This window comes from Carnobacterium sp. 17-4 (assembly GCF_000195575.1).
Lineage (GTDB): Bacteria > Bacillota > Bacilli > Lactobacillales > Carnobacteriaceae > Carnobacterium_B.
The window spans coordinates 2,338,052-2,359,215 of sequence record NC_015391.1; the positions used below are offsets into that span (position 1 = coordinate 2,338,052).

25 protein-coding genes are annotated in these 21,164 nt (G+C 34.3%); 11 read left to right on the forward strand and 14 right to left on the reverse strand.

All coding sequences use genetic code 11. From position 1 onward, the window contains the following. The first annotated feature begins 1 nt into the window (after position 1). Positions 2 to 610 carry an alpha/beta hydrolase gene (locus CAR_RS11065; RefSeq protein WP_013711824.1) on the forward strand — a complete coding sequence of 203 codons (609 nt, stop codon included), beginning with the start codon at positions 2 to 4 and terminating at the stop codon, positions 608 to 610. Between the two features lie 306 nt (positions 611 to 916). Continuing rightward, positions 917 to 1,201, forward strand: coding sequence for a hypothetical protein (locus tag CAR_RS11070; protein ID WP_013711825.1), 285 nt, complete (start codon positions 917 to 919; stop codon positions 1,199 to 1,201). A gap of 123 nt (positions 1,202 to 1,324) precedes the next feature. Here CAR_RS11070 and CAR_RS11075 read toward each other — a convergent pair whose 3' ends face one another. The 6 genes from CAR_RS11075 to CAR_RS11100 all read right to left on the reverse strand — a co-directional run bounded on the left by CAR_RS11075 (position 1,325) and on the right by CAR_RS11100 (position 5,625). Next, a complete protein-coding gene (locus tag CAR_RS11075; protein ID WP_013711826.1) occupies positions 1,325 to 1,735 on the reverse strand; it encodes a cupin domain-containing protein in 411 nt (136 codons plus the stop codon). A gap of 351 nt (positions 1,736 to 2,086) precedes the next feature. Continuing rightward, positions 2,087 to 2,344, reverse strand: coding sequence for a hypothetical protein (locus tag CAR_RS11080; protein WP_013711827.1), 258 nt, complete (start codon positions 2,342 to 2,344; stop codon positions 2,087 to 2,089). Between the two features lie 53 nt (positions 2,345 to 2,397). Then, complete coding sequence (locus CAR_RS11085) at positions 2,398 to 2,772, reverse strand: hypothetical protein (RefSeq protein WP_013711828.1); 375 nt, start codon at positions 2,770 to 2,772, stop codon at positions 2,398 to 2,400. A gap of 125 nt (positions 2,773 to 2,897) precedes the next feature. Further along, complete coding sequence (locus tag CAR_RS11090; RefSeq protein WP_013711829.1) at positions 2,898 to 3,647, reverse strand: sulfite exporter TauE/SafE family protein; 750 nt, start codon at positions 3,645 to 3,647, stop codon at positions 2,898 to 2,900. A gap of 140 nt (positions 3,648 to 3,787) precedes the next feature. After that, positions 3,788 to 4,966 (reverse strand): NupC/NupG family nucleoside CNT transporter, encoded by a 1,179-nt coding sequence (locus CAR_RS11095; RefSeq protein ID WP_013711830.1) that lies wholly within the window; start codon positions 4,964 to 4,966, stop codon positions 3,788 to 3,790. Further along, complete coding sequence (locus CAR_RS11100; protein WP_013711831.1) at positions 4,963 to 5,625, reverse strand: deoxynucleoside kinase; 663 nt, start codon at positions 5,623 to 5,625, stop codon at positions 4,963 to 4,965. The genes CAR_RS11095 and CAR_RS11100 overlap by 4 nt, the downstream gene beginning before the upstream one ends. A gap of 643 nt (positions 5,626 to 6,268) precedes the next feature. On the opposite strand from CAR_RS11100, the gene CAR_RS11105 reads away from it, so the two are divergent. Continuing rightward, on the forward strand, positions 6,269 to 6,871 hold the full coding sequence (locus tag CAR_RS11105; RefSeq protein ID WP_148229425.1) for a hypothetical protein: 603 nt from the start codon (positions 6,269 to 6,271) through the stop codon (positions 6,869 to 6,871). 32 nt (positions 6,872 to 6,903) lie between these two features. Here the strand turns inward: CAR_RS11105 and CAR_RS11110 are convergent, their stop codons facing one another. Next, complete coding sequence (locus CAR_RS11110) at positions 6,904 to 8,046, reverse strand: AraC family transcriptional regulator (RefSeq protein ID WP_013711833.1); 1,143 nt, start codon at positions 8,044 to 8,046, stop codon at positions 6,904 to 6,906. A 204-nt stretch (positions 8,047 to 8,250) separates the two neighbouring features. Between CAR_RS11110 and CAR_RS11115 the strand changes: the two genes are divergently transcribed. From CAR_RS11115 to CAR_RS11125, 3 genes are all read left to right on the forward strand, one after another. Continuing rightward, complete coding sequence (locus CAR_RS11115) at positions 8,251 to 9,225, forward strand: NAD-dependent epimerase/dehydratase family protein (protein WP_013711834.1); 975 nt, start codon at positions 8,251 to 8,253, stop codon at positions 9,223 to 9,225. 158 nt (positions 9,226 to 9,383) lie between these two features. Continuing rightward, positions 9,384 to 9,608 carry a DUF1858 domain-containing protein gene (locus tag CAR_RS11120; RefSeq protein ID WP_013711835.1) on the forward strand — a complete coding sequence of 75 codons (225 nt, stop codon included), beginning with the start codon at positions 9,384 to 9,386 and terminating at the stop codon, positions 9,606 to 9,608. Between the two features lie 4 nt (positions 9,609 to 9,612). Further along, positions 9,613 to 10,932 (forward strand): DUF438 domain-containing protein, encoded by a 1,320-nt coding sequence (locus CAR_RS11125; protein WP_013711836.1) that lies wholly within the window; start codon positions 9,613 to 9,615, stop codon positions 10,930 to 10,932. A 103-nt stretch (positions 10,933 to 11,035) separates the two neighbouring features. Here the strand turns inward: CAR_RS11125 and CAR_RS11130 are convergent, their stop codons facing one another. Beyond that, positions 11,036 to 11,638: a chorismate mutase gene (locus tag CAR_RS11130; RefSeq protein WP_148229426.1), complete on the reverse strand. Its 603-nt coding sequence runs from the start codon at positions 11,636 to 11,638 to the stop codon at positions 11,036 to 11,038. A 92-nt stretch (positions 11,639 to 11,730) separates the two neighbouring features. Continuing rightward, entirely contained in the window at positions 11,731 to 12,624 is an 894-nt protein-coding gene (locus tag CAR_RS11135) for an ROK family protein (RefSeq protein ID WP_013711838.1), read from the reverse strand. 366 nt (positions 12,625 to 12,990) lie between these two features. On the opposite strand from CAR_RS11135, the gene CAR_RS11140 reads away from it, so the two are divergent. Further along, positions 12,991 to 13,617: a trimeric intracellular cation channel family protein gene (locus CAR_RS11140; RefSeq protein WP_013711839.1), complete on the forward strand. Its 627-nt coding sequence runs from the start codon at positions 12,991 to 12,993 to the stop codon at positions 13,615 to 13,617. 104 nt (positions 13,618 to 13,721) lie between these two features. Here CAR_RS11140 and CAR_RS11145 read toward each other — a convergent pair whose 3' ends face one another. Then, on the reverse strand, positions 13,722 to 14,696 hold the full coding sequence (locus tag CAR_RS11145; protein WP_013711840.1) for a sensor domain-containing diguanylate cyclase: 975 nt from the start codon (positions 14,694 to 14,696) through the stop codon (positions 13,722 to 13,724). Between the two features lie 556 nt (positions 14,697 to 15,252). Beyond that, entirely contained in the window at positions 15,253 to 15,552 is a 300-nt protein-coding gene (locus CAR_RS11150) for a rhodanese-like domain-containing protein (protein WP_013711841.1), read from the reverse strand. A gap of 213 nt (positions 15,553 to 15,765) precedes the next feature. On the opposite strand from CAR_RS11150, the gene CAR_RS11155 reads away from it, so the two are divergent. Continuing rightward, complete coding sequence (locus tag CAR_RS11155; protein ID WP_013711842.1) at positions 15,766 to 16,551, forward strand: DeoR/GlpR family DNA-binding transcription regulator; 786 nt, start codon at positions 15,766 to 15,768, stop codon at positions 16,549 to 16,551. Further along, on the forward strand, positions 16,541 to 17,926 hold the full coding sequence (locus CAR_RS11160; protein ID WP_013711843.1) for a M24 family metallopeptidase: 1,386 nt from the start codon (positions 16,541 to 16,543) through the stop codon (positions 17,924 to 17,926). The genes CAR_RS11155 and CAR_RS11160 overlap by 11 nt, the downstream gene beginning before the upstream one ends. A gap of 80 nt (positions 17,927 to 18,006) precedes the next feature. Here CAR_RS11160 and CAR_RS11165 read toward each other — a convergent pair whose 3' ends face one another. Together CAR_RS11165 and CAR_RS11170 are read right to left on the reverse strand one after the other, a co-directional pair. Next, complete coding sequence (locus tag CAR_RS11165) at positions 18,007 to 18,396, reverse strand: 2-keto-3-deoxygluconate permease (RefSeq protein WP_083806898.1); 390 nt, start codon at positions 18,394 to 18,396, stop codon at positions 18,007 to 18,009. Between the two features lie 13 nt (positions 18,397 to 18,409). Beyond that, positions 18,410 to 18,985 carry an alpha/beta hydrolase gene (locus tag CAR_RS11170; RefSeq protein WP_013711845.1) on the reverse strand — a complete coding sequence of 192 codons (576 nt, stop codon included), beginning with the start codon at positions 18,983 to 18,985 and terminating at the stop codon, positions 18,410 to 18,412. A gap of 42 nt (positions 18,986 to 19,027) precedes the next feature. Between CAR_RS11170 and CAR_RS11175 the strand changes: the two genes are divergently transcribed. Then, positions 19,028 to 19,978 carry a VOC family protein gene (locus CAR_RS11175; protein ID WP_041556651.1) on the forward strand — a complete coding sequence of 317 codons (951 nt, stop codon included), beginning with the start codon at positions 19,028 to 19,030 and terminating at the stop codon, positions 19,976 to 19,978. A 91-nt stretch (positions 19,979 to 20,069) separates the two neighbouring features. Then, positions 20,070 to 20,516 (forward strand): hypothetical protein, encoded by a 447-nt coding sequence (locus CAR_RS11180; protein ID WP_013711847.1) that lies wholly within the window; start codon positions 20,070 to 20,072, stop codon positions 20,514 to 20,516. 77 nt (positions 20,517 to 20,593) lie between these two features. Here CAR_RS11180 and CAR_RS11185 read toward each other — a convergent pair whose 3' ends face one another. Further along, a complete protein-coding gene (locus CAR_RS11185; protein ID WP_013711848.1) occupies positions 20,594 to 21,082 on the reverse strand; it encodes an AAA family ATPase in 489 nt (162 codons plus the stop codon). Between the last annotated feature and the right edge of the window lie 82 nt (positions 21,083 to 21,164).

Below are 21,164 nucleotides of genomic sequence, written 5' to 3' on the forward strand. Positions count from 1 at the left end.
TATGAAACATTTATTTATTAAAGGAAAAGATCAAACGAAACCGACTTTGCTTCTGCTACATGGAACTGGAGGCACTGAACGTGACCTGCTTCCTCTTGCAACAGAAATCGATCCAGATGCAAATCTTTTAAGTGTCCGAGGAAATGTTTCGGAAAATGGTATGCCACGCTTTTTCCGCCGACTTGCTGAAGGAATCTTTGATGAAGAAGATTTAATTTTCCGTACAAAAGAATTAAATGCATTTCTTGATGAAGCTGCTAGTCAATATGAGTTTGACCGCACAAACATTTTAGCTATAGGGTATTCAAATGGAGCAAACATTGCTGCTAGTCTTCTCTTTCATTATGGTGATGCATTGTCTGGAGCTATTTTCCACCATCCGATGGTCCCTAGAAGAGGCATTTCTTTACCCGATTTATCAAGTAAGTCTGTCTTTATCAGTGCTGGAACAAACGATCCAATCTGCCCTTCAAAAGAGTCAGAAGAATTGTATGCTACACTGGAAAAAGCACATGCAAAAGTTGAAATTCACTGGGAAAGTAATCAACATCAATTAACGTATAGCGAAGTTACTGCTGCAGCCAAATGGTACCAACTAACTTACGCTTAAAAAATACTGATTTAACTAACTTAATCTGAACAAAATAAGCCTTAAACGAATGATTTATTCGTTTAAGGCTTATTATTTTTTAATTACTAACTTGGTTCAATGAGATAACAAATTGACCATAAGACACTTAAAAAAACTATTAAACTCAAGCCAAGGAATGGTTTGATAAATTAAGCAAACAAGACAAAATTGGATATAGCATTCTATTTTTTGAACAATTAAAAAAAATCACTCTGAGTTCTGTTTAGTCCTGTTCGTTTTAGACATATGTTATACTTTATAATAAACGAAAGGAACGTGATACTGATGAAAATATCTTTAACTAATCCACATACTAGCCAAATGAAGCGCATAAAAGTCGGTTTTTCATGGACAACTTTATTTTTTGCTTTTATGCCTGCTCTCTTTCGTGGAGATTTTAAATGGTTCTTTATTCAACTCGTTTGCGCTGCCTTTTCATTGGACTTCTCCAGCTTAATTTTTGCTTTCATCTACAATAGATTGTACATCAATGACTTACTTGAAAAAGGTTATGTACCGGCAGATAAACACGCCGCTAAAGTGTTAGCCAGTAAAGGGTTTATTGGCTAATATTAATATTATTGTCAAAGCTTAAACCACACTCCTTTTAAAAGTATAAAAAACAGATAGGTGCGCAATTGTTTGCAGCACCTTATCTGTTTTTCACTTTATATTTATCAAAATTATCTACTCTTAATCAACCTGTGGTGGTGCATCTTCGCGCGAAATATGAATTGTTCCTTCTTTGTGTTCTGGTGTAGAGTATAATGTATAAAATTTTAAGGGTTTGCCACCTGTATTGATGATGTTGTGCCACATATTTTCAGGCACCATTACAGCATCATTCTTGGTAATGGCTCTTTCAAAGTTTAAATTATCTTTGGTTTCACCAATTTTACATACGCCCTGACCTTCTACAATACGTATGAACTGATCAATGCCTTCATGAACTTCTAATCCTGCTTCCTCATTTTCCTTAATGGACATCACCGTCAGTTGTAGATTTTCACCTGTCCAAATCGTGGTACGGAAATTATTATTTTGGATAGTTGCCTCTTCAATGTCAAACATATAAGGCTTTTTGCCATGATCTCTAAATTCCATTGCTAATCCACTCCTTTTAATCTAGTTACTAGTAATTATCTACTTATTTTACACAGGATTTCATATTTATTGTAGCGTTTCCAAATTAAAAAGTCATCTTTAAACTCTTAAAACTAATCTGTCAACACATCTTTCATTTTATCAACTAACAAACGAGCAATATTGCCATTCTTCATTGGCAACATTGCTCGTTTAACTTTTACTTTTTATGTATTCTAAATGATTAAACCTTATTTTTTAGTTTTAAAAACCGCAATAAGAGATGAAACTAAGTCGGTATATACCTTACATAACTATTCTTATAAATTAATAAAGCAATTTTCTTTATGAAAAAGAAGTTTTTTTTTACACTTACTCAATTTCCGCTTCTATCATTGTTATTTCTCCATCTGCTGAAACCTTACTTGTACCTCTATATTTATCATTCTTATTTTCCCATTCAATTAGGTACTCGTTATCTATTTCTACTGTCGAAATAATCGTAGCCTCACCTAACTGATTGCTGTACTCTTCTATAACTAGTTGTTCGGCCTTATCTTTGGACATCGCTGAACAACCGATTACTACAAAAATAAGTGAGGCATAAATGAGCAATGCTATTTTCCTCATAAAGTAATCTCCTATTCAGTTTATTGTTTTTTTCCAAAGAGCCCTATTACTAACTAACCTTTTATTTTTTTAAGAGCTGCTCCTGAGATAATAAAACCAATCAAAAGAGAACCCGCAATCAGCAAAAATGATGGTAACGATTGGTTTAATCCTTCACCATAAAAATAATTTTGAAATAACTTGAAAATACCAAATCCAATGATAGCAGACGTTAATAGCCCAATAACGTAAAATAATAAAGTATGAGTAAATGTACTATTATCGCTTACTCTTTCATCATCATTGTTCATACTTCCACCTGTGTGTACAGGCTCAGCACTATCTAGTGAGTTTTTATCGGCATCTTGACCGACATTTACTCTAGCATATAAAGAATTTGAAATATTACTCTGTTGATTATACTTATTTTGCTTATCACGATCGCTCATTTTTAAATCCTCCTTTTATTCTCTACATCAAGTTGTTAAATGATTTGTTTAGTTATGAAGCAATTATAACGTTATTACGTCTATTTCGAAAGCGCTATTTTTCCCCAGTCAAGTTATTTGTTCTTTTAGGATACGCTTAATAAGAGCATTATTCCTAAAAAAATAATGAAAAAGAATAAGAGAGTTTCAAATCGATGAACCGGAAGTCGTTGTCGAATTCCCTTGCCAATTTTGTGGGCTAGATAAATTGCTGGAATCGAAGCAATATAAAAGATAAATAACTCTTTTGACCACAATCCCCCTAACGCTTGTCCAGTAACTATTAAAAGACTTGAAATAATAAAATGACTTTGTAGAGTACTTTGAAAAGTCTTCATTTCCCAATCTCGAAAGGTTCCATAAATTACAATAGGAATTCCGTTCATGTTATAGGCACTTCCAAGAACACCTGAAAGAAGGCCAAAAGGCAATGGCAAAAAATTGCTTTCTTTCCAATTCTTAGGTAACTCCAGTTGGAATCGTTGTTTTATCAGTGAATAAACACCGTAGAAAAGAAGAAAAACTCCTAGAATTAGTGTTACTCTTTCTTGAGGCATATTTTTGACTAGATAAAGCCCAATAGGAATTCCGATAAAAGTGCTAATTGAAAGAAGAATAAGAATACGGCGATCAATATACTTCCATGCAGAAAATATGGCCATGAGCCCCACAGACAAACCCGTTAAACCAATAAGAGAAACACTTGTATGAATAGGAAGTGGAAGTAACGCTAATAAAGGCATAGAAATAACTGAATCTCCGAACCCAAAAGTAGAACGGGTCAATGAACCTAAAAAAACGATTAAAATAACTAAAATAATGACAGAAACAGACATTAAAAAAACTCCTTTTACAATTAAATAGTTAATCTTTATTGTATCATAATTAAATTTTGACCCTTTATATTAAGCAAAAAAGCCATTAACTATTTAGAGTTAATGACTTTTTAGTTCAATATAAAAAGTATACTGAGTTCTTATAAAAATAATCCAACAAACATAGCAGATAGGATAGGAACAATAAATCCGCCTAGCATTCCTCGTAGAGCAAGTTTAGATAGATCATTTTTTCTAGTTGGTGCAAATACTGATAATCCTGTTACACAAATCGCGATACTAGCAAATGCTCCAAAACTACCTACAGCAATGGATAACATAGCTACTGCTCTGTCAGATAATTCAGCCATCATAGGCGCTAAATCGGCATAAGCGACAAATTCATTAATAGACATTTTTGTACCTAAAATTTGCCCGGCGATCATTGCTTCAGAACCATTTAGCCCCATCAACCAACCAATCGGCAGAAAGACATAACCTAAAGCCTCTGTAAAACTCGTTCCTACTAGACCTAAAATACTATTTAATAAGGCTACAATTGAGATCACAGCAATCAAACTAGCACCGATACCTAGAACCATTTGTAAACCATTATTGATTCCTTCAGCCATCGCAGAAAAAATTGACGTATTAGATCCTTTACGGTCTAAGGTTACGTCTGATACTTGGCTGACTTCTGTTTCAGGTGTCAAAATTTTAGCAACCAGCATTGACCCAAATGGCACCAAGGCAGTTGTGATCAGTAACCATTTCATAGGAATACCTAGCAAATTATACCCTACTAAAATAGAAGCTGACATTGAGCCCATTCCTGAAACCAAAACCGTCATCAGCTCTGATTTCGTCATATTTGGCAGGTATTTGGCTACTAAGAAAGGAGATTCTGTTTGGCCTAGGAACATATTTGCCACCGCTACAAACGACTCTGCTTTCTCTGTACCTAGCAGTTTACCTACAGCACCTCCAATGATTTTCACTACCCAACCAACTACACCTAAGTAACCTAGGATACCTGTTAAGCCCGATAAGAAAATAATGACTCCCAGTACATCAATAAAGAAATACCCTTGTCCAAATAAATCTCCAAACACAAAAGTTAGTCCTTCATTAGCAAAACTAAACAGCTTTGTCACACCACTTGCTAATTGTTCAATGATCCAACTACCAATAGGAACTTTAATTAAGAATAAGGACAAAACAATTTGCGCTCCTAAAGCAGTAAAGACTGTTCTTTTATTAATAGCTTTTTTATTATCAGATAAGAGATAAACAATCCCCAACATAACGATAATTCCTAAAATCGTGATTACTTTATTCATTTATTACCTATCTCCATCTCTGCTAATTTATCTTTAACCATTGTTACAACCGTATAAGCATCTGCCGGGTTATTGACTACATCAATCTTATCTATGTTGATAATCAACACCTCAGAGGCGTCATAATGTTTGGCAACCCAATTGTCATAACCTTCCCACAGGGCTCTATAATAGTCTAACAACCCCTGATCTTGTTCAAAGTCTCTGCCGCGCAAACCAATACGGTAAAGAATCGTTTCAAAAGACCCTTGCAAATAGATCATTAAATCAGGTGATTTTTTTGGCAATTCTTGTAATTCTTCCATCATATTATTAAGCAACTTTTCATATATACTAAATTCCGTTTCAGAAATACGCCCTAGTTTAGTATTTACTTTCGCAAAATACCAGTCCTCATAGATTGATCGATCTAAAACATTGTTTTGGTTATGTAGCGCCTCTTTAATGCTTTTAAACCGACTATTTAAAAACTCCAATTGCAGTAAGAATGGGTACCTTTTTACTCTTTGTTCCTCTTCGCTTGCCGTATAAAACAAAGGTAAGATTTCGTTGTCCTCTACATTTTCATAAAAGACCTCAGTACCCAAAGAACCTCCTAAAAGTTCAGCCACACTTGTTTTCCCTGCTCCGATCATTCCACCAATTACTAAAATCGCCATCTACCCCTCTCCTTATTTCAAGGAAAAAGAGTAGCCCATTGAGCTACCCTTTTTCTATTTAGTTAAACATTGTTATCTTGATTATCTTTGTTGCTTTAGTTTTTATTGGTTTGCTAAACGAATATTAAGCTAATTTTCAATTCATTTAAAATTACCTATTCTATAAATAGTCACCAACTCATACAGCAGCACCTTAGTTATAATACTACTATTTCCCAAATTTATCAATACAAAACACACTATATGCTATTTTATCAAAAAACAAACACAACATGTTGTGTTATAAATAAAATTATGTTTTTCATTTAACTACTATACCTTAAGTCTAGAAAGACATCCTATTGTATCATATTTATCTCTGAATATTAGAAAGTCTAATTGATTTTTCACTTAGTTTTTCAATAAAAAGTAGACAAGTCACAGGATTTCCTCACCTGGCTTGTCTATTTTTATTATTTAATTTAGCTGTGGCATACTACATCGCTTAACAATCGCTGACTGTACGGATTAAAATCCATACTCCACTTATATTCCTAGTTTTTTGACTGTTCTTGTGAAATATTAAAAGATACTATACTATTAATGTATACGATATGCTCTGTTTTTGGAAAGAAAGATAATTGAACGAAAAGGAGGTTTTTTTTTGAACACTACTAATATCGACAAACAAAACAGCCATCTTGATTTGAGTGATCCAGAGGTTAAAGCTATTTTTGAACTTTATCAAGATTATGCTGAAGTTCCTTATATTTCACCTGAACGTGATTTAGAGGGATGGTTAACTGCAGCATCTATTGGCTCTGAAAAGCTTGTGCCAAAAAGAAATATGATTCGTTATGAAGAAGACTTATTGCCTGGTCATTTGATTTTATTGTGGCGTATAAATTTTGGAACATTCACAAATACGAGCGGATATCCAAAATATTTTGAATACGATTATGGCATCAATGGTGCTCAAGCCTTAGATGAAATTCAAGAAAAGGGGTACGCAAACGAACTTTCCGCATCTGATTCGTTACCGTATCTAAATGCTGCACAACTAAAAGCCATTTTAAAACAATTTGAACTAACCGGTTATTCTAAACTAAAAAAGCCGGAATTAATGAAACTCGCTACAGAACACTTAACAGATGAGCAACTTGCTCCCCATTTTAAAATTAGAGGATATAAAATCACTCCAGCGGGAGAAGAGCTACTACTGAAATATCCTGAACCAGTGGATCGCCATCCTAAAAAGAAATACTAATTTAGCTAAGCAAAAAAAGAGAGTTGAGACTTTTATCTCAACTCTCTTTTTTTGTCTATCCATACTTCTTTTTCTTTCTTTGCCAATTGTTTTGGCGTTACCCCATAAACAGTTTTGAAATTTCGGATAAAGACAGTAGAGTCTGCAAATCCTACCAATAAAGCCACCTCTTGAACAGTCATTTCAAGGGAAACTAAAAAAGTCTTTCCGATTTGAACACGAAAATGATTAAGTAATCCTTTAAATGTCACATCAAACGTTGTAGAGAGTAAATGGTTGATCTTTTTCTTAGACAAATTCATTGCTAAGGCTACTTCTTCAATCGAAAGTTCTTTGCGGCAATGTTCAAGAATGTAAATAGCTGTTTCCCATGCATCATAGGACTTTCCTGAATAGGGTCTATCCATCAATTTCTCACGGTAATCCAAGGGTGTGGAGCCCATAATTTCTTTGAACATTTTATAAAAATATGCTTCAGTTTGGTAACCACAGATTTTCCCGATTTGATTAATGGATAAATCATCAAATTGAAACAAAGCTACAGCGTTCCGAATGCGTACTTGATTTAATAACTGATAAAAAGTTCTACCTGTAAGTTCTCTCAGTTGACTATTTAAGAACTCTTCTTTTATTTTCAATTCCTTGCTGACCATTTGAAGTGTCAGTTTTTCTTGATGGTGAATTTGGATGTATTCTAAGATTTTCCAAGTCAAATTTCGTTGAAATCCCGCTTCTTTTGATGGCAATTGTTGGGTTTTATGCGAAAAATAAGATAAATAGGCTACCAACGAAATATGTAACGCTTCCATATTTCCATTTGTTGTCTGCTTTTCAGTATAAACTGACTCACATAAAAATTCGATTTGCTTTCTAGCCTCTTCATCTAGCGAAATAATGGGAAGAGATCTGTCTAAATTTTTGATTGCATTTAAATACCTTGTTTTATCTGTGCTAATCAATAGTAACAATCCTATAGAAAAACGAATACGGAAAAGTTGGATAGGCTGTTTTTTATCAATGAGCAGCCTGTTCACGTGATAAGGCATAAGCTGGATGAAATCTCCTTGCCTTATAGGGAAAGAGGTATGATTAATTTCAATCACTGCAGCACCGGAAAGGATAATGAGAAATTCAATTTCATCTCGATAATGTTTTGTTTCAGACTTACCAATCATTTCTTTTTGGATACTAAGATCAGTCGGTTTAAACTTTTGCGAAAAATAATCGACACTTGTATAAGGAAAATTAGTTGGTATTGTAATCCTCTCCTTCCTTAACTATTTTACTATAAAGTTAGTGATTAGTCTTTTTTTAATGATTATTTTATAAGATAATATTTTATACTGTATGTGAATTAAAAAACAAAAGGAGTGATTCAAATGTCAAAAGTATTTGTATTAGGTGGAACAGGATTTTTAGGTTATTACACAGTAAAAGAATTATTGTCTAAAGGTTACGAAGTCAAGACAATGGCGTTACCTCCAATGCCCACAGATGATTTATTGTCATCGGAAGTAGAATGCAGCTTAGGAAATATCAATGAATTAACAGATGGCGAAATTCGCTCATTACTAGCAGATTGTGAAAGCTTTATTTATGCCGCTGGAGCAGATGAACGAATTGTTCCACAAAAACCAGCTTTGAAATTTTTCTATGAAGCAAATGTGTTACCAACACAACGATTGGCACGGCTGGCTAAAGAAGCGGGAATAAAGAAATTTGTCCTTTTTGGTTCTTACTTTGCTGAGTTTGCAGAAAGATTGCCTGAATACCAATTAAGAAACCAAGCTTATCCAAATACTCGCTTATTACAAGAACAAGTGGCATTTGCAGAAGGAGAAGGCAATATGATCGTTACTTCTTTACGCTTACCTTATATTTTCGGAACAATATCTGGAAGAACACCTCTGTGGAAAATGTACACCGATCAAATAAAAGGCAAATCTGTTTATCCGGTATTGAAAGGTGGCACAGCTATGGTTACTGTCGAACAAGTGGCAGAAGCAGCTGTTGGTGCTATGGAAAAAGGGAAACACCGTCATACTTATGCTATTTCAGCATTAAATATGAAATTCCAAGATTTTTTCCAAATGATGGTAGATGCACTAGGACAATCCGAAACCACTCAAGTTCCTGTAGTCGATTATGAAAAAATGAAACCTGTTTATGAAGAAATAGATAGAAATGCCGCTGAAAAAGGCTTGGAACACGGTATGCATATGGTCGTAAGTACTAAACTTCAAACAGAAGATCTATATCTTGATCCAAAAGATACAATGTCTGTGTTAGGAATAAAAGACCACGACGTTCTCCAGTCTATTAAAGAGACTTTAGTAAAATGTGTCCAAGATTAATCACTAAAAATATTTTTACTTTTAGGTATTGATGATAATTCATCAGTACCTTTTTTTATCTTATTCCTCTAAATAAAACTTTATTTTTCTAGATAACACACTATCTATATGTGATATAATTAACAAGAAAAAACATTTTTAGAAACGGAGTACTTGATATGAAAGAAATCAGTCTAGACTCTTCTGTTTACGAACTAGTTACAGCGTACCCAGAAATTCAGCACGTTTTATTTGATTTAGGTTTAAAAGACATCCAAAAACCTGGCATGTTAGAGACTGTAGGAAGATATATGACTATTCCAAAGGGAGCAAAGATGAAAAAAATTGATTTGCAAGTCATTATTGATCAATTGGAACAACTAGGCTTTACTATTAAGGAGTGAATTTATGGAAAATAATACTGTTCAACGTCAGAAAAAAATTGTTGAAATTCTAACCTTACTTCATGAAGGTGGAGAGTTTGAAGAAGCAAAGCGTCTTTTTGATGAGTCATTTGATGGCGTAGATGTCAGCGAAATTACATCTGCAGAAAGAGAGTTAATTGCTAGCGGTTTGGATCCTTCAGAAATTCAACATCTATGCAATGTTCATGCGGCTGTATTCAAAGGTTCTATTAGAGATATCCATCGTTCAAATTATGAACATGAATATCCTGGCCATCCCGTTCATACTTTAAAGCTAGAAAACAGAGTGATCCACTCACTCTTAGAAGATGAAATTCAAGAAGTTTTTGACCGATTTGCTAACGGAGACTTTTCTCAAAAAGAACGGCTACAGCATGCTTTATTAGATTTGACACAAATTGATAAGCATTATGCACGAAAAGAAACATTGATTTTTTCTTATATGGAACGGTATGGCATTACTGCACCACCAAAAGTTATGTGGGGTGTTGATGACGCTATCCGTGTAGCTATCAAAGATGTAAATCTTTATTTAAGTAGCGAAAAAGTTGCAATTAACCCTCTTAGGGATAAAATCAAACACATCATAACAGAAGTAGAAGAAATGATTTTTAAAGAAGAAGAAATTATGGTTCCAATGGTTTTAGATGTTTTTTCCTTAACGGATTGGCAAAGGATTGCTGAAGATAGCTTAGATATTGGTTTTGCTTTTATTCCTAAACCTTTAAATTGGAAACCGAGTAAAGATGCTCTAGCACAAGAAAAAGATCAGCAAGAATCTCGGTCACAAGCAGCAAAAAATGCCGCTGCTATGACTGCAGCTATCTCGCAAGCTCCTCCTATTACCGAAACAGAACATTACGATTGGCAAGACGATCCATTAAGCGAAGGATCTATCGTTTTACCAACCGGTGTCCTTCAGTTAAAAGAATTAACGGCTATTTTTGGTGTTTTACCTGTAGATCTCACTTTCGTAGACAATGAAGATCGCGTACGCTTCTATTCAGAAGGAAAGAATCGTGTTTTTCCCCGTACAAATTCTGTTATTGGACGCGAAGTGATTAACTGTCATCCTCCTAAAAGTATGCATATGGTTCAGAAAATTCTTGATGACTTTAGAAACGGAGAAAGAAATGAAGCAGAATTTTGGATTAATTTACGTGGAAAGATGATTTACATTCGCTATCATGCTATTCATGATCCTGAAACAACCAACTATTTAGGCTGTTTAGAAGTTACACAAGATATTACTGAAATTCAAAAAATCCATGGAGAACATCGATTGTTGAGTGAGAGCAACTAACCCTTATTCAAAGATATTAAAGGTAGGAAAATCATTGAAATTAAGACTATCAAACAACCCATCATTCCACATAAGGATGACCGGTTGTTTGATAGTTTTTTAATTATCCTAGTTTAATTGTAAATTCAAAACCCGTTGGATTTTCATTAAAAGGTCTGCCGGGTTCTTTAAAGATGAGTTCAATTCCAGTAACATCATCTGGCAAAGCGGGTGAGATAATGTAGTTCTGACTCATATGCCCGGTTGTTCCCCCGCCGCCTTCTGAACGGCAGTCGTATGTATCATTAATGGATAATTCAAAAAAATCAGAACTATAGTTAACTTCAATATTATCTTTTGTCTCCTCCCAATCTGTATCTAGATACAACACACTAGCGTTAGCATACTGCCGAATAAAGGTCACCGTATAGATGACTCCATCATTTTCATAAATCTTAAGTACTGGCACATATTTTTTGAATTCAACAGGCACAACCATTGGCTTGAGACTAGCTTCCATTGCCATTGTCGTAAAGAGCGATTGTAAATACTCTTCCTGTAGGTCGTACTCGTCCGCCAAACTAGAAACGACCTCATCTGGTGGAAAAATTGTATTTTCCCCTAGAACTTCTTTACGTTGGTTTAATAATTCACAAATCTTTTTATCAATTGATAAAAGACTTTCGTTATAATAAGTGTTTGAGCTTTCAGTTGGTTCAAATGTCATACGTAGTTCCTCCATTTTTTCTAAATAAAATAATAGTTTTCCATTTAGTATCAGTAATTACAGCTTGAAGTTTCATTTAAACAAAGGAAATTTTAATTCGCTACATTATTTTTATCATACACCGTTTGTTCAAAATGAGCCACAGCGCCAATCAAGTTAGCATCATTATGAAATTCACAAACTTGAATGTTTAATTTTATATCATATGCCCTCTGACGTTCTAAATAAAAAGAAGTCCGTTCATGTAAACGTTGTATAAGGTCTTCTCTGACAGATATGCCCCCGCCAATAACAACCATATCAGGATTAAAACTAATAGAAAGATTATAAATTCCACGCGCCAAAGCATCAATAAGACCGTCCACATATTTAACAGCCAGTGGTTCTCCTCTATCCGCTTCTTTAAAAAGATACTTTCCATCCACAACTGTATCTAATCCCATTTCTTTTCCATAGCGTTCTGCAGTATGAACCGGACTTCCCATTTCACTTAACGTATGTTCACCATCTAACAACATATAACCAAATTCTCCTCCAAAAAGGTCTTTCCCTTTAAATAACTTACGATCAATAACAACGGATCCACCAATACCAGAACCAATGATCAGGAACAAAGAGTGTTGGATATTTTTTGCAGCGCCATGCCACACTTCTGCTAATGCCGCACAGTTGGCATCATTTTCCATCGAAACTGGCACTCCAAATAGGTTTTCCCATTCTTTTTTTATTGAGAAAAAATGGAGATAAGGAACCGCACTGATTCCACTGATGGTTCCTTCTTGTGCATCAACAGCACCTGGAGCACTGATAGCCACACCCTTCACTGAATGATTTTTCGTAAAATTATGATAAACATTCATCATTTCTTCTTTCATATCATCCCAATTTTTTGGTGTATAAAATGAACCTTTATTGCTTAACCCTTCATTTTCCCACAATCCAAATTTTACTGCTGATCCGCCGATATCAAATACCACAATACTCATCTAGTCACTCCCCATCATTCAAAATAACACCGTTTTCATTTTGTTCGCTATTAAATATCATTTAATTTTTTTAAGTATTGAGTAATACAAGCGCATAAGGAAATTCAACCTCTTTATTACCTTCTGTAAACTAAATTAGCATTACTACATGCAAAAGTCTATACATTTAATATACTAAACTACTCATTCATTAAAAAATTTTTTTATTTTTTTAATGAATGAGTAGTTTTCTGACATTAGAGCTCTCTTTGTTACCACTAAACAACCATAATTCCTATCTCCCCTAATAAAATCGCTTATTTTTTCTATAATCTTTTATTTATGCTATGCTCTTATAAAAAGTAAAATAGAATAGAGGTAATTGAAATGACAGGAATGACATGGGAAATTCTAAATATTATTGGTACAATTGCCTTTGCAATAAGTGGTGCATTTATCGCAATCAAAGTAAACTATGATATCCTTGGAGTTTATATTTTAGGCTTTACAACAGCATTTGGAGGAGGACTCATCCGTAATTTAGTCATTGGTATTCCTGTCCAAAATATTTGGATGCAAAGTACTTTATTTAAGTTTGCTTTTTTAGCGATTACCTTAGTATTGCTCTTTCCAAATATTTGGAATATTCTTTGGAAAATAAATAGCATCGAATTTTTTGATGCCATTGGTTTAGCAGCGTTTGCTATTCAAGGTGCAAATTATGCTGTTTCCACTGAAGTTCCAGCAGTTGCAGTCGTTCTTGCTGCTGTTATCACTGGTGCAGGCGGAGGGTTATTAAGAGATATGTTTGCCGGACGTAAACCTATGATTTTCCATTCAGATGTATATGCTCTATGGGCTGCAATCGCTGGATTGATTATTGGATTAAATTGGGTTAGTGGTCCATATGTAACGATCATACTCTTCATTTCGATTGTTGTTTTAAGAGTGATGTCCCTTTACTTCAATTGGAGTCTGCCCCACTCTTTCTATCCAAAAAAAGAAAAAGACTAGTTAAGTTTGATCAACATCATTAATACTAAATTTATCATTAAAAAGGCTAGTAAATAAGGAGCTCTCTTTCATGCAGAGAATTCTTTTACTTACTAGCCTTTATTCTATAGAATAATCTGATTTCCACCATTTTTTTTTGCCACTTCTAATTTCTCAGATACCTTTTGAACCATTTCACTAATTGTTTCACTCGGATCATAAACCGTAATTCCTCCGCTGACACTTACCTGATTAGGTATTACAAAGAATGTCTCTAAAACGGTTCTCCTGACTGTCTCCGCAATTTTATAAGCTTCATCTTTAAGAGCATTCTCCAACAGGATTAAAAAGACAGATTCTCTATATCTGCCGGCAACATATCTCTCTTGAACCACAGATTGAATCAACTGACCTGTTGTTTTTAATATTTCCTCGCTTAATAATAGTCCAAATTCTTCTTCGTATTTAGAATATTTATCAATATTTATGAAAATAACAGATAGCGGATAATTTTTTTCTTTGGCTTTATTTGCACACTTAGCTAATTCTACTATAATAGATGATCTTGTGTGTAGATTTGTAAGTGTATCTACCTTTATTTGAGTTACTAAATTTTTATTTTTAACTGTTAGTTGTTCACGTTCTTGTTCTTCTTTAGTTACATCAAATACGATCCCTTTAATAAAAAGTGGCGCTCCGTTTTTATCTCGCTCCGTTACCCTTCCTCTGTCTTGATAAACCCTCCAAGAACCATCTTTGGCTTGGATACGGTATTTAACTTCCCACATAGGTATATCATTTAGCATATGTTCTTTCATTGTTCTCATGACTTCTTCTTTGTCTTCAGGATGAATTTTATCTGTAAAAAATTGATAAGGAACTTTTTCAGGCAAATCCTCTTCTCGATACCCAATAGCTTCTGTTTTTAAAGAATTGAACTCAACTTCGTTAGTAGTGCAATCCCAAAACCATTGTCCTAAATTGCCTGTCCATCCATACTCTAGATGTTCCGATTCTTGAATCGTATGCAATAATTCTTTATTCAATCTATTTAAAGAGTCTACCTGCATAAGCAGCTCTTCCCTACTTAATTCTTTCATGGTATCTCCTCCATTTCAGAAAATCCTTATACTTATCTAGTCATCAATAATTAGTAACGTTATTGTGTTTTCTTGCTATTCATTATACCAATTTGATTAGATATCTAATTTAAGCAACATTAGATATTTGGAAAATAAACCTGTCAACATGTAATCATTCAGTTGATCTAAGTAATCTAAGAAAAGTAAAGTGGACTGTAGAATATATATGTATGATCAGAAACGACACCAGAAAGGTAATGGGATTAGCAGTAAGAATTTTTTCACCTTAGTTTAGTGTTTTAAATAATGACTATGAAATAAATTTATTCTATTTTATTACATTCATTATATTTCTTAGTTTAATCGATTATTATTTCAATTACAACAATTAAGGTACCGTACCATTACTATATGTGATAAAAAGCTTTACATTTTAAAGTCAATTAGAACTCTTATTTCATGAAAAATTTCTTCTAGCGTCTTTATATATATGCTTAAAACGTTTAGAGGTCCATTGCTGTGAGAGCATTGGACCTCTAAACGTTTTAATGATTTATAATTTTTACATTTTATATTATTCTGTTACCTCTCCTCTCCAAGCAGAAATACCACCTAATACATTCGTTATTTTGTATCCTTCTGTTGCTAACAATTGGCAAGCTTTTGCAGAGCATGCTCCAGAATGACACATTACGTAATATTCTTGTTCTTTATCCAGTTTTTCTTTAGACCTCGTAAGATCACTTAAAGGTACATAAATAGCTTTTTCTATATGCTTATTTTGCCATTCATCAAGTTCTCGAACATCTACTAACGCAATTTGTTCTCTTTTCCATTTTTGTTCAAATTCTGGCATAGTGATTGATTGATACATCAATATTCCACCTTTTCTGGTCTAACCGTTATTAAAGAGCATAAGCTCCGCACTCAACATACTCTCTACGGTATAATTTGTAAAGTGATCTATCAAAGTATTTCACAAAAAAACAACGCAAAACGACACAAAAATTATATTTTGTTATTTCTTGTTGTTTTAATCATTTAAAATGTTAAGATAGAAGAGAGAAAATTATTAGGTGGTGTTTTATTGAACCAATTTAAAAGACAAGAACTGATTTTTGATTTGCTGAAAGTCAATGGAGAAGTGTCATCAAATGAACTTGCTGCTGAATTAAGTGTCTCCATGATGACAATCAATCGTGATCTTAAAGAGATTTCCACATGGGGGGATATCCAACTTGTTCATGGCGGGGCTGTTTACCGAGGAGAAAATGCTTTAGAAAATACCATCTCTATTAAAGAAGAAGTTAGTGTTCAAGAAAAAAAACAAATTGGTAAGTTTTGTAGAAGCTTAGTCAAACCCGGCAGTGCTGTTTTTATTGAGACAGGAACTACTGCTCTGGCTGTGGCAAGAGAAATATTTACTATTGAAGGATGCCAGTTTTATACCAACTCCTTATTAGTTCTCAATTCTTTATCCAAGTATGAAGGAATTCATTTGCACAGTGTTCCTGGGAAGTACCGCGAATTATCTAAAGGCTTTTTAGGATTAGAGACGGCTGATTTTGTTAGAAATTTCAACTTTGATGTGGCTTTTATAGGAGCTGAAGGAGTCAGTGCCGACTCTGGAATCACTCTACCGAATGAGGAAGATGCTTTTACAAAAAGAGCCATTATGAACCAGTCGAAGAAAACTATTTTGGTGGCAGATCATAAAAAATTTGGCCTCTCTTACCTTCATAAAATCGGTGATGTTGAAGAGGTTGATCTGATTGTGACCGATTTAGATAGCCATCAACCCAGTTTTAAAGAATTAAAATCGTTGACAACTATTGTATCTATTAATGAGGAGGAGAATAAATATGACTATTAATTTAAATAAAGTAACCCTACCAACTATCCATACAAAACTTAAATCGGTTTATTTAACAGATGAAACAATGATTGCTCGAAAGGAAAATTTTTTAGCAAAAATGAAACAACAGGCGATCGATACCGCAATTATTTACGCAGACCGTGAACATGGCGCAAATTTTGAATATTTCACAGGGTTTATTCCACGTTTTGAAGAAGCTTGTTTAGTTATCCATGCAAACGGAGAAAGCTATTTGTTACTAGGAAATGAAAACCTAAAACTAGCGGCTCACTCTCGCATTCCTGCACATGCGGTTCACGTGCCTTACTTCTCTTTACCGAACCAACCGATGAATGGAGAAAAAACACTAGCAGATCATTTTAAAGAAAGTCAAATTTTTCCCGATGCTACAATCGGTGTTATTGGATGGAAATTGTTTACATCTAGCCAATACGACAATAGTGACTTATTCGACTTGCCTTTCTATATCGTAGACAGTTTAATCAATTATGTTGCAGACCGTAAGCAATTAAAAAACTTTGCTTCAGCTCTCATCTCTCCAGAAGGCGGATTGCGTACGACTCATAACGCCAACGAAATCGCTCATTTTGAATATGGAGCAACCCTAGCTGGAAAAGGTATGTTCGCAGCGATCCAAGCTGTGGAAGTTGGCAAAACTGAAAAAGAAATTGGGGCTTTACTCGCTCAAGATGGCCAACCGAATACCGTAACAACGATTAGTGCTGCTGGCAAACGTTTTACCAATGCTACTCTTTATCCAAGAGACAACGAAGCCTTGTTAGGCGATAACTATTCTATGACAGTCGGGTATAAAGGTGGTTTAAGTAGTCGTGCTGGCTTCGTAGCAGCTTCCAAAGAAGATCTGCCAGAAAACCAACTCGACTATTTAGAAAAAGTGGGCATCCCATACTTTACTGCATACGCTACTTGGTTGGAAACTATTAGTGTAGGAACGGTTGGAGATTCATTTTATGACAGGATAGAGGAAGTCTTCCCTGCTAACATTTACGGATGGACGTTAAATCCAGGACATTACACAGGAGACGATGAATGGATGTCATCACCATTCTTTAAAGGTTCTACAGCTGTAGTGAAGAGCGGTCAACTGTTCCAAGTAGACATCATTCCAAGTGTTCCTGGCTATTCAGGAGCAAGCTGTGAAGAACCCGTAGCCATTGCTGACAAAGCGTTACAAGACGAATTAAAACACCAGTATCCTGATGTGTGGAAACGAATCGAAGAAAGAAGAAATTACATCAAACATGTTATCCAAATAGACTTATCGGATGACGTTTTACCTTTAAGTGATACCGTTGCATTTTACACGCCATTCTTATTAAATAAGACGTTAGCTTATACGAAAGAAGGATAAACATAAAACCTCCCAACAAAAGTGTTGGGAGGTTTTATGCTTATTTTTTTGTGTGATAATCGGTAAATAAACTGTCTAAATCATAGTCCTCTGGATAAAATTCTTGAGACGTTGCTACTACCTGAATGCGTTTTTCCGTATAATTTACGGACCAATATGAGTGTAACTAAAATCGTGATAATGGCTAACGTAACGATTTGAGTGGTTGCACTATCCACGTAAGATTCCAGTCCAGGATTTGCTTGAGCAATAATTGCTGGAAACGATGCGGATACTCCCGCTACGGAGTTCATCGATAATGCTGCTACTCCATCATTCTTAAGGAGTTTTTGATCAACAATCACTATCGGACTCATCAAAACATAAAATATTATCACAAGGATAATCCCGTAAATACCAGACTGAAGCCCTTCAATCAGATTCATTCCTTGACCAATGTTCCATCCCAAAACTGGAAGTAATACGGTAATTTTAGTATCAACATTATTCCCTTAAAAAAACTGCTATCTTAGCAACTTCTTCATTAGATACTTCATGACCGCTATCCAATAACACAAGTTTTGTTGCGGGAAAATGATTTCCCAACTGTTTAGACAACTGAAGCGATTCACTTGGAAGAGATAAACTATCTGTCGCTCCACTAGTGATAAAGATAGTGCTCTTTGAAACTGATTCAAATGTATAACCTAAATTTGAAGGATGGAGCAACACGATTTTATCAGCGATATCTTGACGTTTTTCTAGCAGTCCTAGCAGAAAGTTTGCTCCATTTGAATAACCTACAAAAGTGACTTTAGAATCAGTTGGTTTAATCGAGTCCCATAACCTAAGAAACTGATTAACTTTTTCATTGAAATCATCATGTTGCAGTTTGCCATTTTTCAAAGGTGCAAAAAATCTTCTATCCGAACCAGACTCTACATCGCCTAAAAAACTGATAATAGATGCATTCGGATCAATATCACCAATGACAGATAAAAGACTGTATTCATTGCCGCCTGTGCCGTGAAATAAAACATAAAATTCATTTGTAGAACCTGGTATGTTAATATAATCCATAAGGAAGTACCTCCAATAATTTAAAAGGATGTGTCACAATTTATGTTGAATAAGTCTATTATACATCATGTTTCCGTCATTAATCGGAACATTGAACAATCATTCCAGTTTTATCATAACCTATTGGGTTTAGATTTAATATTAAAAACAGTTAACCAAGATGATGTAGAAATGTACCATTTGTTTTTTGGTGATACTAAGGGAAGACCAGGAACTGAATTCACTATTTTTCAGATAAAAGATGGTGTAGACAGAACGTTTGGCACGAATGCTATTGAGAGAACTATATTTGCCGTTACGAATGAGGCAGCTCTTTATTTTTGGGAAAGCCGTTTGAACGAATTCGGTATATTTAATTGTGAAATTGAAGAATACAATGATTCAAAGATTTTACGCTTTGAAGATTTTGATGGTGTTCAACTAGGAATAGTACCTGTTAGAGACGTTAATAACGATTTTTTCCCTAGAAAAACTTATGAGATTGATTTAGAAAATGCTATTTTAGGAATCGATTCAGTCCATTTGCGCGTCCGCTATCCTCTTGCAACTTCTAAAAATATGCAGCATATGTTTAACTTAGAACACACTAAAACTATTTCTCAAGGAGATTTCCCTACCTTAGTTCTCACAAAAAACAACACCTTATTTAATCAAGAAATTCATATTATCGAAGATAAAAGAAGTGCGCTAGAAGTGCCCGGCATTGGATCAGCGCATCATATTGCATTATCCGTTAAAAATACTGAAGAGTTAAGTACCATTGAGCAAAAAGTTGTGGAGCGAAACTTTAAAAATTCAGGCGTGAAATTTAGAGAATTTTTCACCTCTATCTACTTTAGAGAACCTAACCAGCTCTTATTTGAAGTTGCAACAGAAGAAAGTGCACTTATAAAAGAAGATTATGGAACCACTAATTTTGATGACATTCCATTAGCCTTACCTAGTTTTTTAGAACCTAAAAGAGAGTCGATTGAACGCCATTTGTATAAATAAATCGTACCTCTAATGGAAATAAGCTTGTAAAAGCCTATCAAACGCTATAGTATGGACTTTAAGACACGAAATAGAAAGAGGCAACAAAACTATGACTATTATTCAAGCAGAACCAGCTAATATTGAAGAATTAAAAACTAAAGCAAATACAAAAGACAATTGGAAAATCAGACTCGAAGCCGTTACTGAATTAGCAAACTATGATTGTCAAAAATCAAGATATATCTTAACTAAACTTGCGTCGAATGACCGTGTTTTTGCAGTGAAAGAAGCAGCTTTTAATGCTACACAAGCGATGGGCATCACGAAAAAAGGCTTGCCTTTAGAATTGAAACGAAAAGATATCAGATATAGCAGCAAAGACTTTGCAAAAGTTTTTAGTCGTGTTAAACGTGATACACAAATGGAAGAAATTGATTTGGATACTTTCAAAAAACAATTCCAAATCGTTAGTCCAGAAATGTATGATGTGATGCAATACGAAGAACAAGAAAACTTTGATTTGTGGATTTCCGCATCTTACGCAAATTTACGCTAAACTTTATATGTAAACCAGAGTGTACAACTACTTTTTCTAAATGAGAGAGTATTTGAGCACTCTTTTTGTATTTAAACTTAATATCCTTTGACAACTGTAATATCGCCTTCATCAGCTGTTGGCCTCTGAAAATGTTCATAATAGTGTTTTGCCATTTGATCGTCTAAAATAATATCATTTGGGTGGTTCCCTTTACGAATTTTAATTCTTTGTATCGCAATTTCTTTTGGAGTAACTATTAAAATAATTTTTGGTTTAATTCCAAATGAAATAAGTTTATCTTTATATTCGTTACGCATCTGACGTGACCAAAACGAATAATCTAACACGATATTCCTATTTTGAACAATCAATTCATGTAATTCTTTATCAAGAATACTTTTGATTTCATCGTAAACGACCTTTGGTAATGGATGTACGCTATAACCTCTCTTAAAGGACTCTTCATCAAAAGATAGACGACTATATCCTTGCTGTTCTAAAATTTTGGCATATGTCGTTTTCCCTGAACCTGCTGCTCCACACATAAAAATCACTTTGCTTTTTAAAGAAATATTCTCCATCATTTGAGTCCCTCCTATTTAGATATACTGAATTTATAAACTTAATTAACGACCTAGTCAAAACTATTTTCCATACAAAAAGTCA

What these genes read in the sequence shown, in the direction of transcription:
- CAR_RS11065 (WP_013711824.1), top strand. Translation starts at nt 2, where the DNA reads ATGAAACATTTATTTATTAAAGGAAAAGATCAAACGAAACCGACTTTG.
- CAR_RS11070 (WP_013711825.1), top strand. Translation starts at nt 917, where the DNA reads ATGAAAATATCTTTAACTAATCCACATACTAGCCAAATGAAGCGCATA.
- CAR_RS11075 (WP_013711826.1), bottom strand. Translation starts at nt 1,735, where the DNA reads ATGGAATTTAGAGATCATGGCAAAAAGCCTTATATGTTTGACATTGAA.
- CAR_RS11080 (WP_013711827.1), bottom strand. Translation starts at nt 2,344, where the DNA reads ATGAGGAAAATAGCATTGCTCATTTATGCCTCACTTATTTTTGTAGTA.
- CAR_RS11085 (WP_013711828.1), bottom strand. Translation starts at nt 2,772, where the DNA reads ATGAGCGATCGTGATAAGCAAAATAAGTATAATCAACAGAGTAATATT.
- CAR_RS11090 (WP_013711829.1), bottom strand. Translation starts at nt 3,647, where the DNA reads ATGTCTGTTTCTGTCATTATTTTAGTTATTTTAATCGTTTTTTTAGGT.
- CAR_RS11095 (WP_013711830.1), bottom strand. Translation starts at nt 4,966, where the DNA reads ATGAATAAAGTAATCACGATTTTAGGAATTATCGTTATGTTGGGGATT.
- CAR_RS11100 (WP_013711831.1), bottom strand. Translation starts at nt 5,625, where the DNA reads ATGGCGATTTTAGTAATTGGTGGAATGATCGGAGCAGGGAAAACAAGT.
- CAR_RS11110 (WP_013711833.1), bottom strand. Translation starts at nt 8,046, where the DNA reads ATGATTGGTAAGTCTGAAACAAAACATTATCGAGATGAAATTGAATTT.
- CAR_RS11115 (WP_013711834.1), top strand. Translation starts at nt 8,251, where the DNA reads ATGTCAAAAGTATTTGTATTAGGTGGAACAGGATTTTTAGGTTATTAC.
- CAR_RS11120 (WP_013711835.1), top strand. Translation starts at nt 9,384, where the DNA reads ATGAAAGAAATCAGTCTAGACTCTTCTGTTTACGAACTAGTTACAGCG.
- CAR_RS11125 (WP_013711836.1), top strand. Translation starts at nt 9,613, where the DNA reads ATGGAAAATAATACTGTTCAACGTCAGAAAAAAATTGTTGAAATTCTA.
- CAR_RS11130 (WP_148229426.1), bottom strand. Translation starts at nt 11,638, where the DNA reads ATGACATTTGAACCAACTGAAAGCTCAAACACTTATTATAACGAAAGT.
- CAR_RS11135 (WP_013711838.1), bottom strand. Translation starts at nt 12,624, where the DNA reads ATGAGTATTGTGGTATTTGATATCGGCGGATCAGCAGTAAAATTTGGA.
- CAR_RS11140 (WP_013711839.1), top strand. Translation starts at nt 12,991, where the DNA reads ATGACAGGAATGACATGGGAAATTCTAAATATTATTGGTACAATTGCC.
- CAR_RS11145 (WP_013711840.1), bottom strand. Translation starts at nt 14,696, where the DNA reads ATGAAAGAATTAAGTAGGGAAGAGCTGCTTATGCAGGTAGACTCTTTA.
- CAR_RS11150 (WP_013711841.1), bottom strand. Translation starts at nt 15,552, where the DNA reads ATGTATCAATCAATCACTATGCCAGAATTTGAACAAAAATGGAAAAGA.
- CAR_RS11160 (WP_013711843.1), top strand. Translation starts at nt 16,541, where the DNA reads ATGACTATTAATTTAAATAAAGTAACCCTACCAACTATCCATACAAAA.
- CAR_RS11170 (WP_013711845.1), bottom strand. Translation starts at nt 18,985, where the DNA reads ATGGATTATATTAACATACCAGGTTCTACAAATGAATTTTATGTTTTA.
- CAR_RS11175 (WP_041556651.1), top strand. Translation starts at nt 19,028, where the DNA reads ATGTTGAATAAGTCTATTATACATCATGTTTCCGTCATTAATCGGAAC.
- CAR_RS11180 (WP_013711847.1), top strand. Translation starts at nt 20,070, where the DNA reads ATGACTATTATTCAAGCAGAACCAGCTAATATTGAAGAATTAAAAACT.
- CAR_RS11185 (WP_013711848.1), bottom strand. Translation starts at nt 21,082, where the DNA reads ATGATGGAGAATATTTCTTTAAAAAGCAAAGTGATTTTTATGTGTGGA.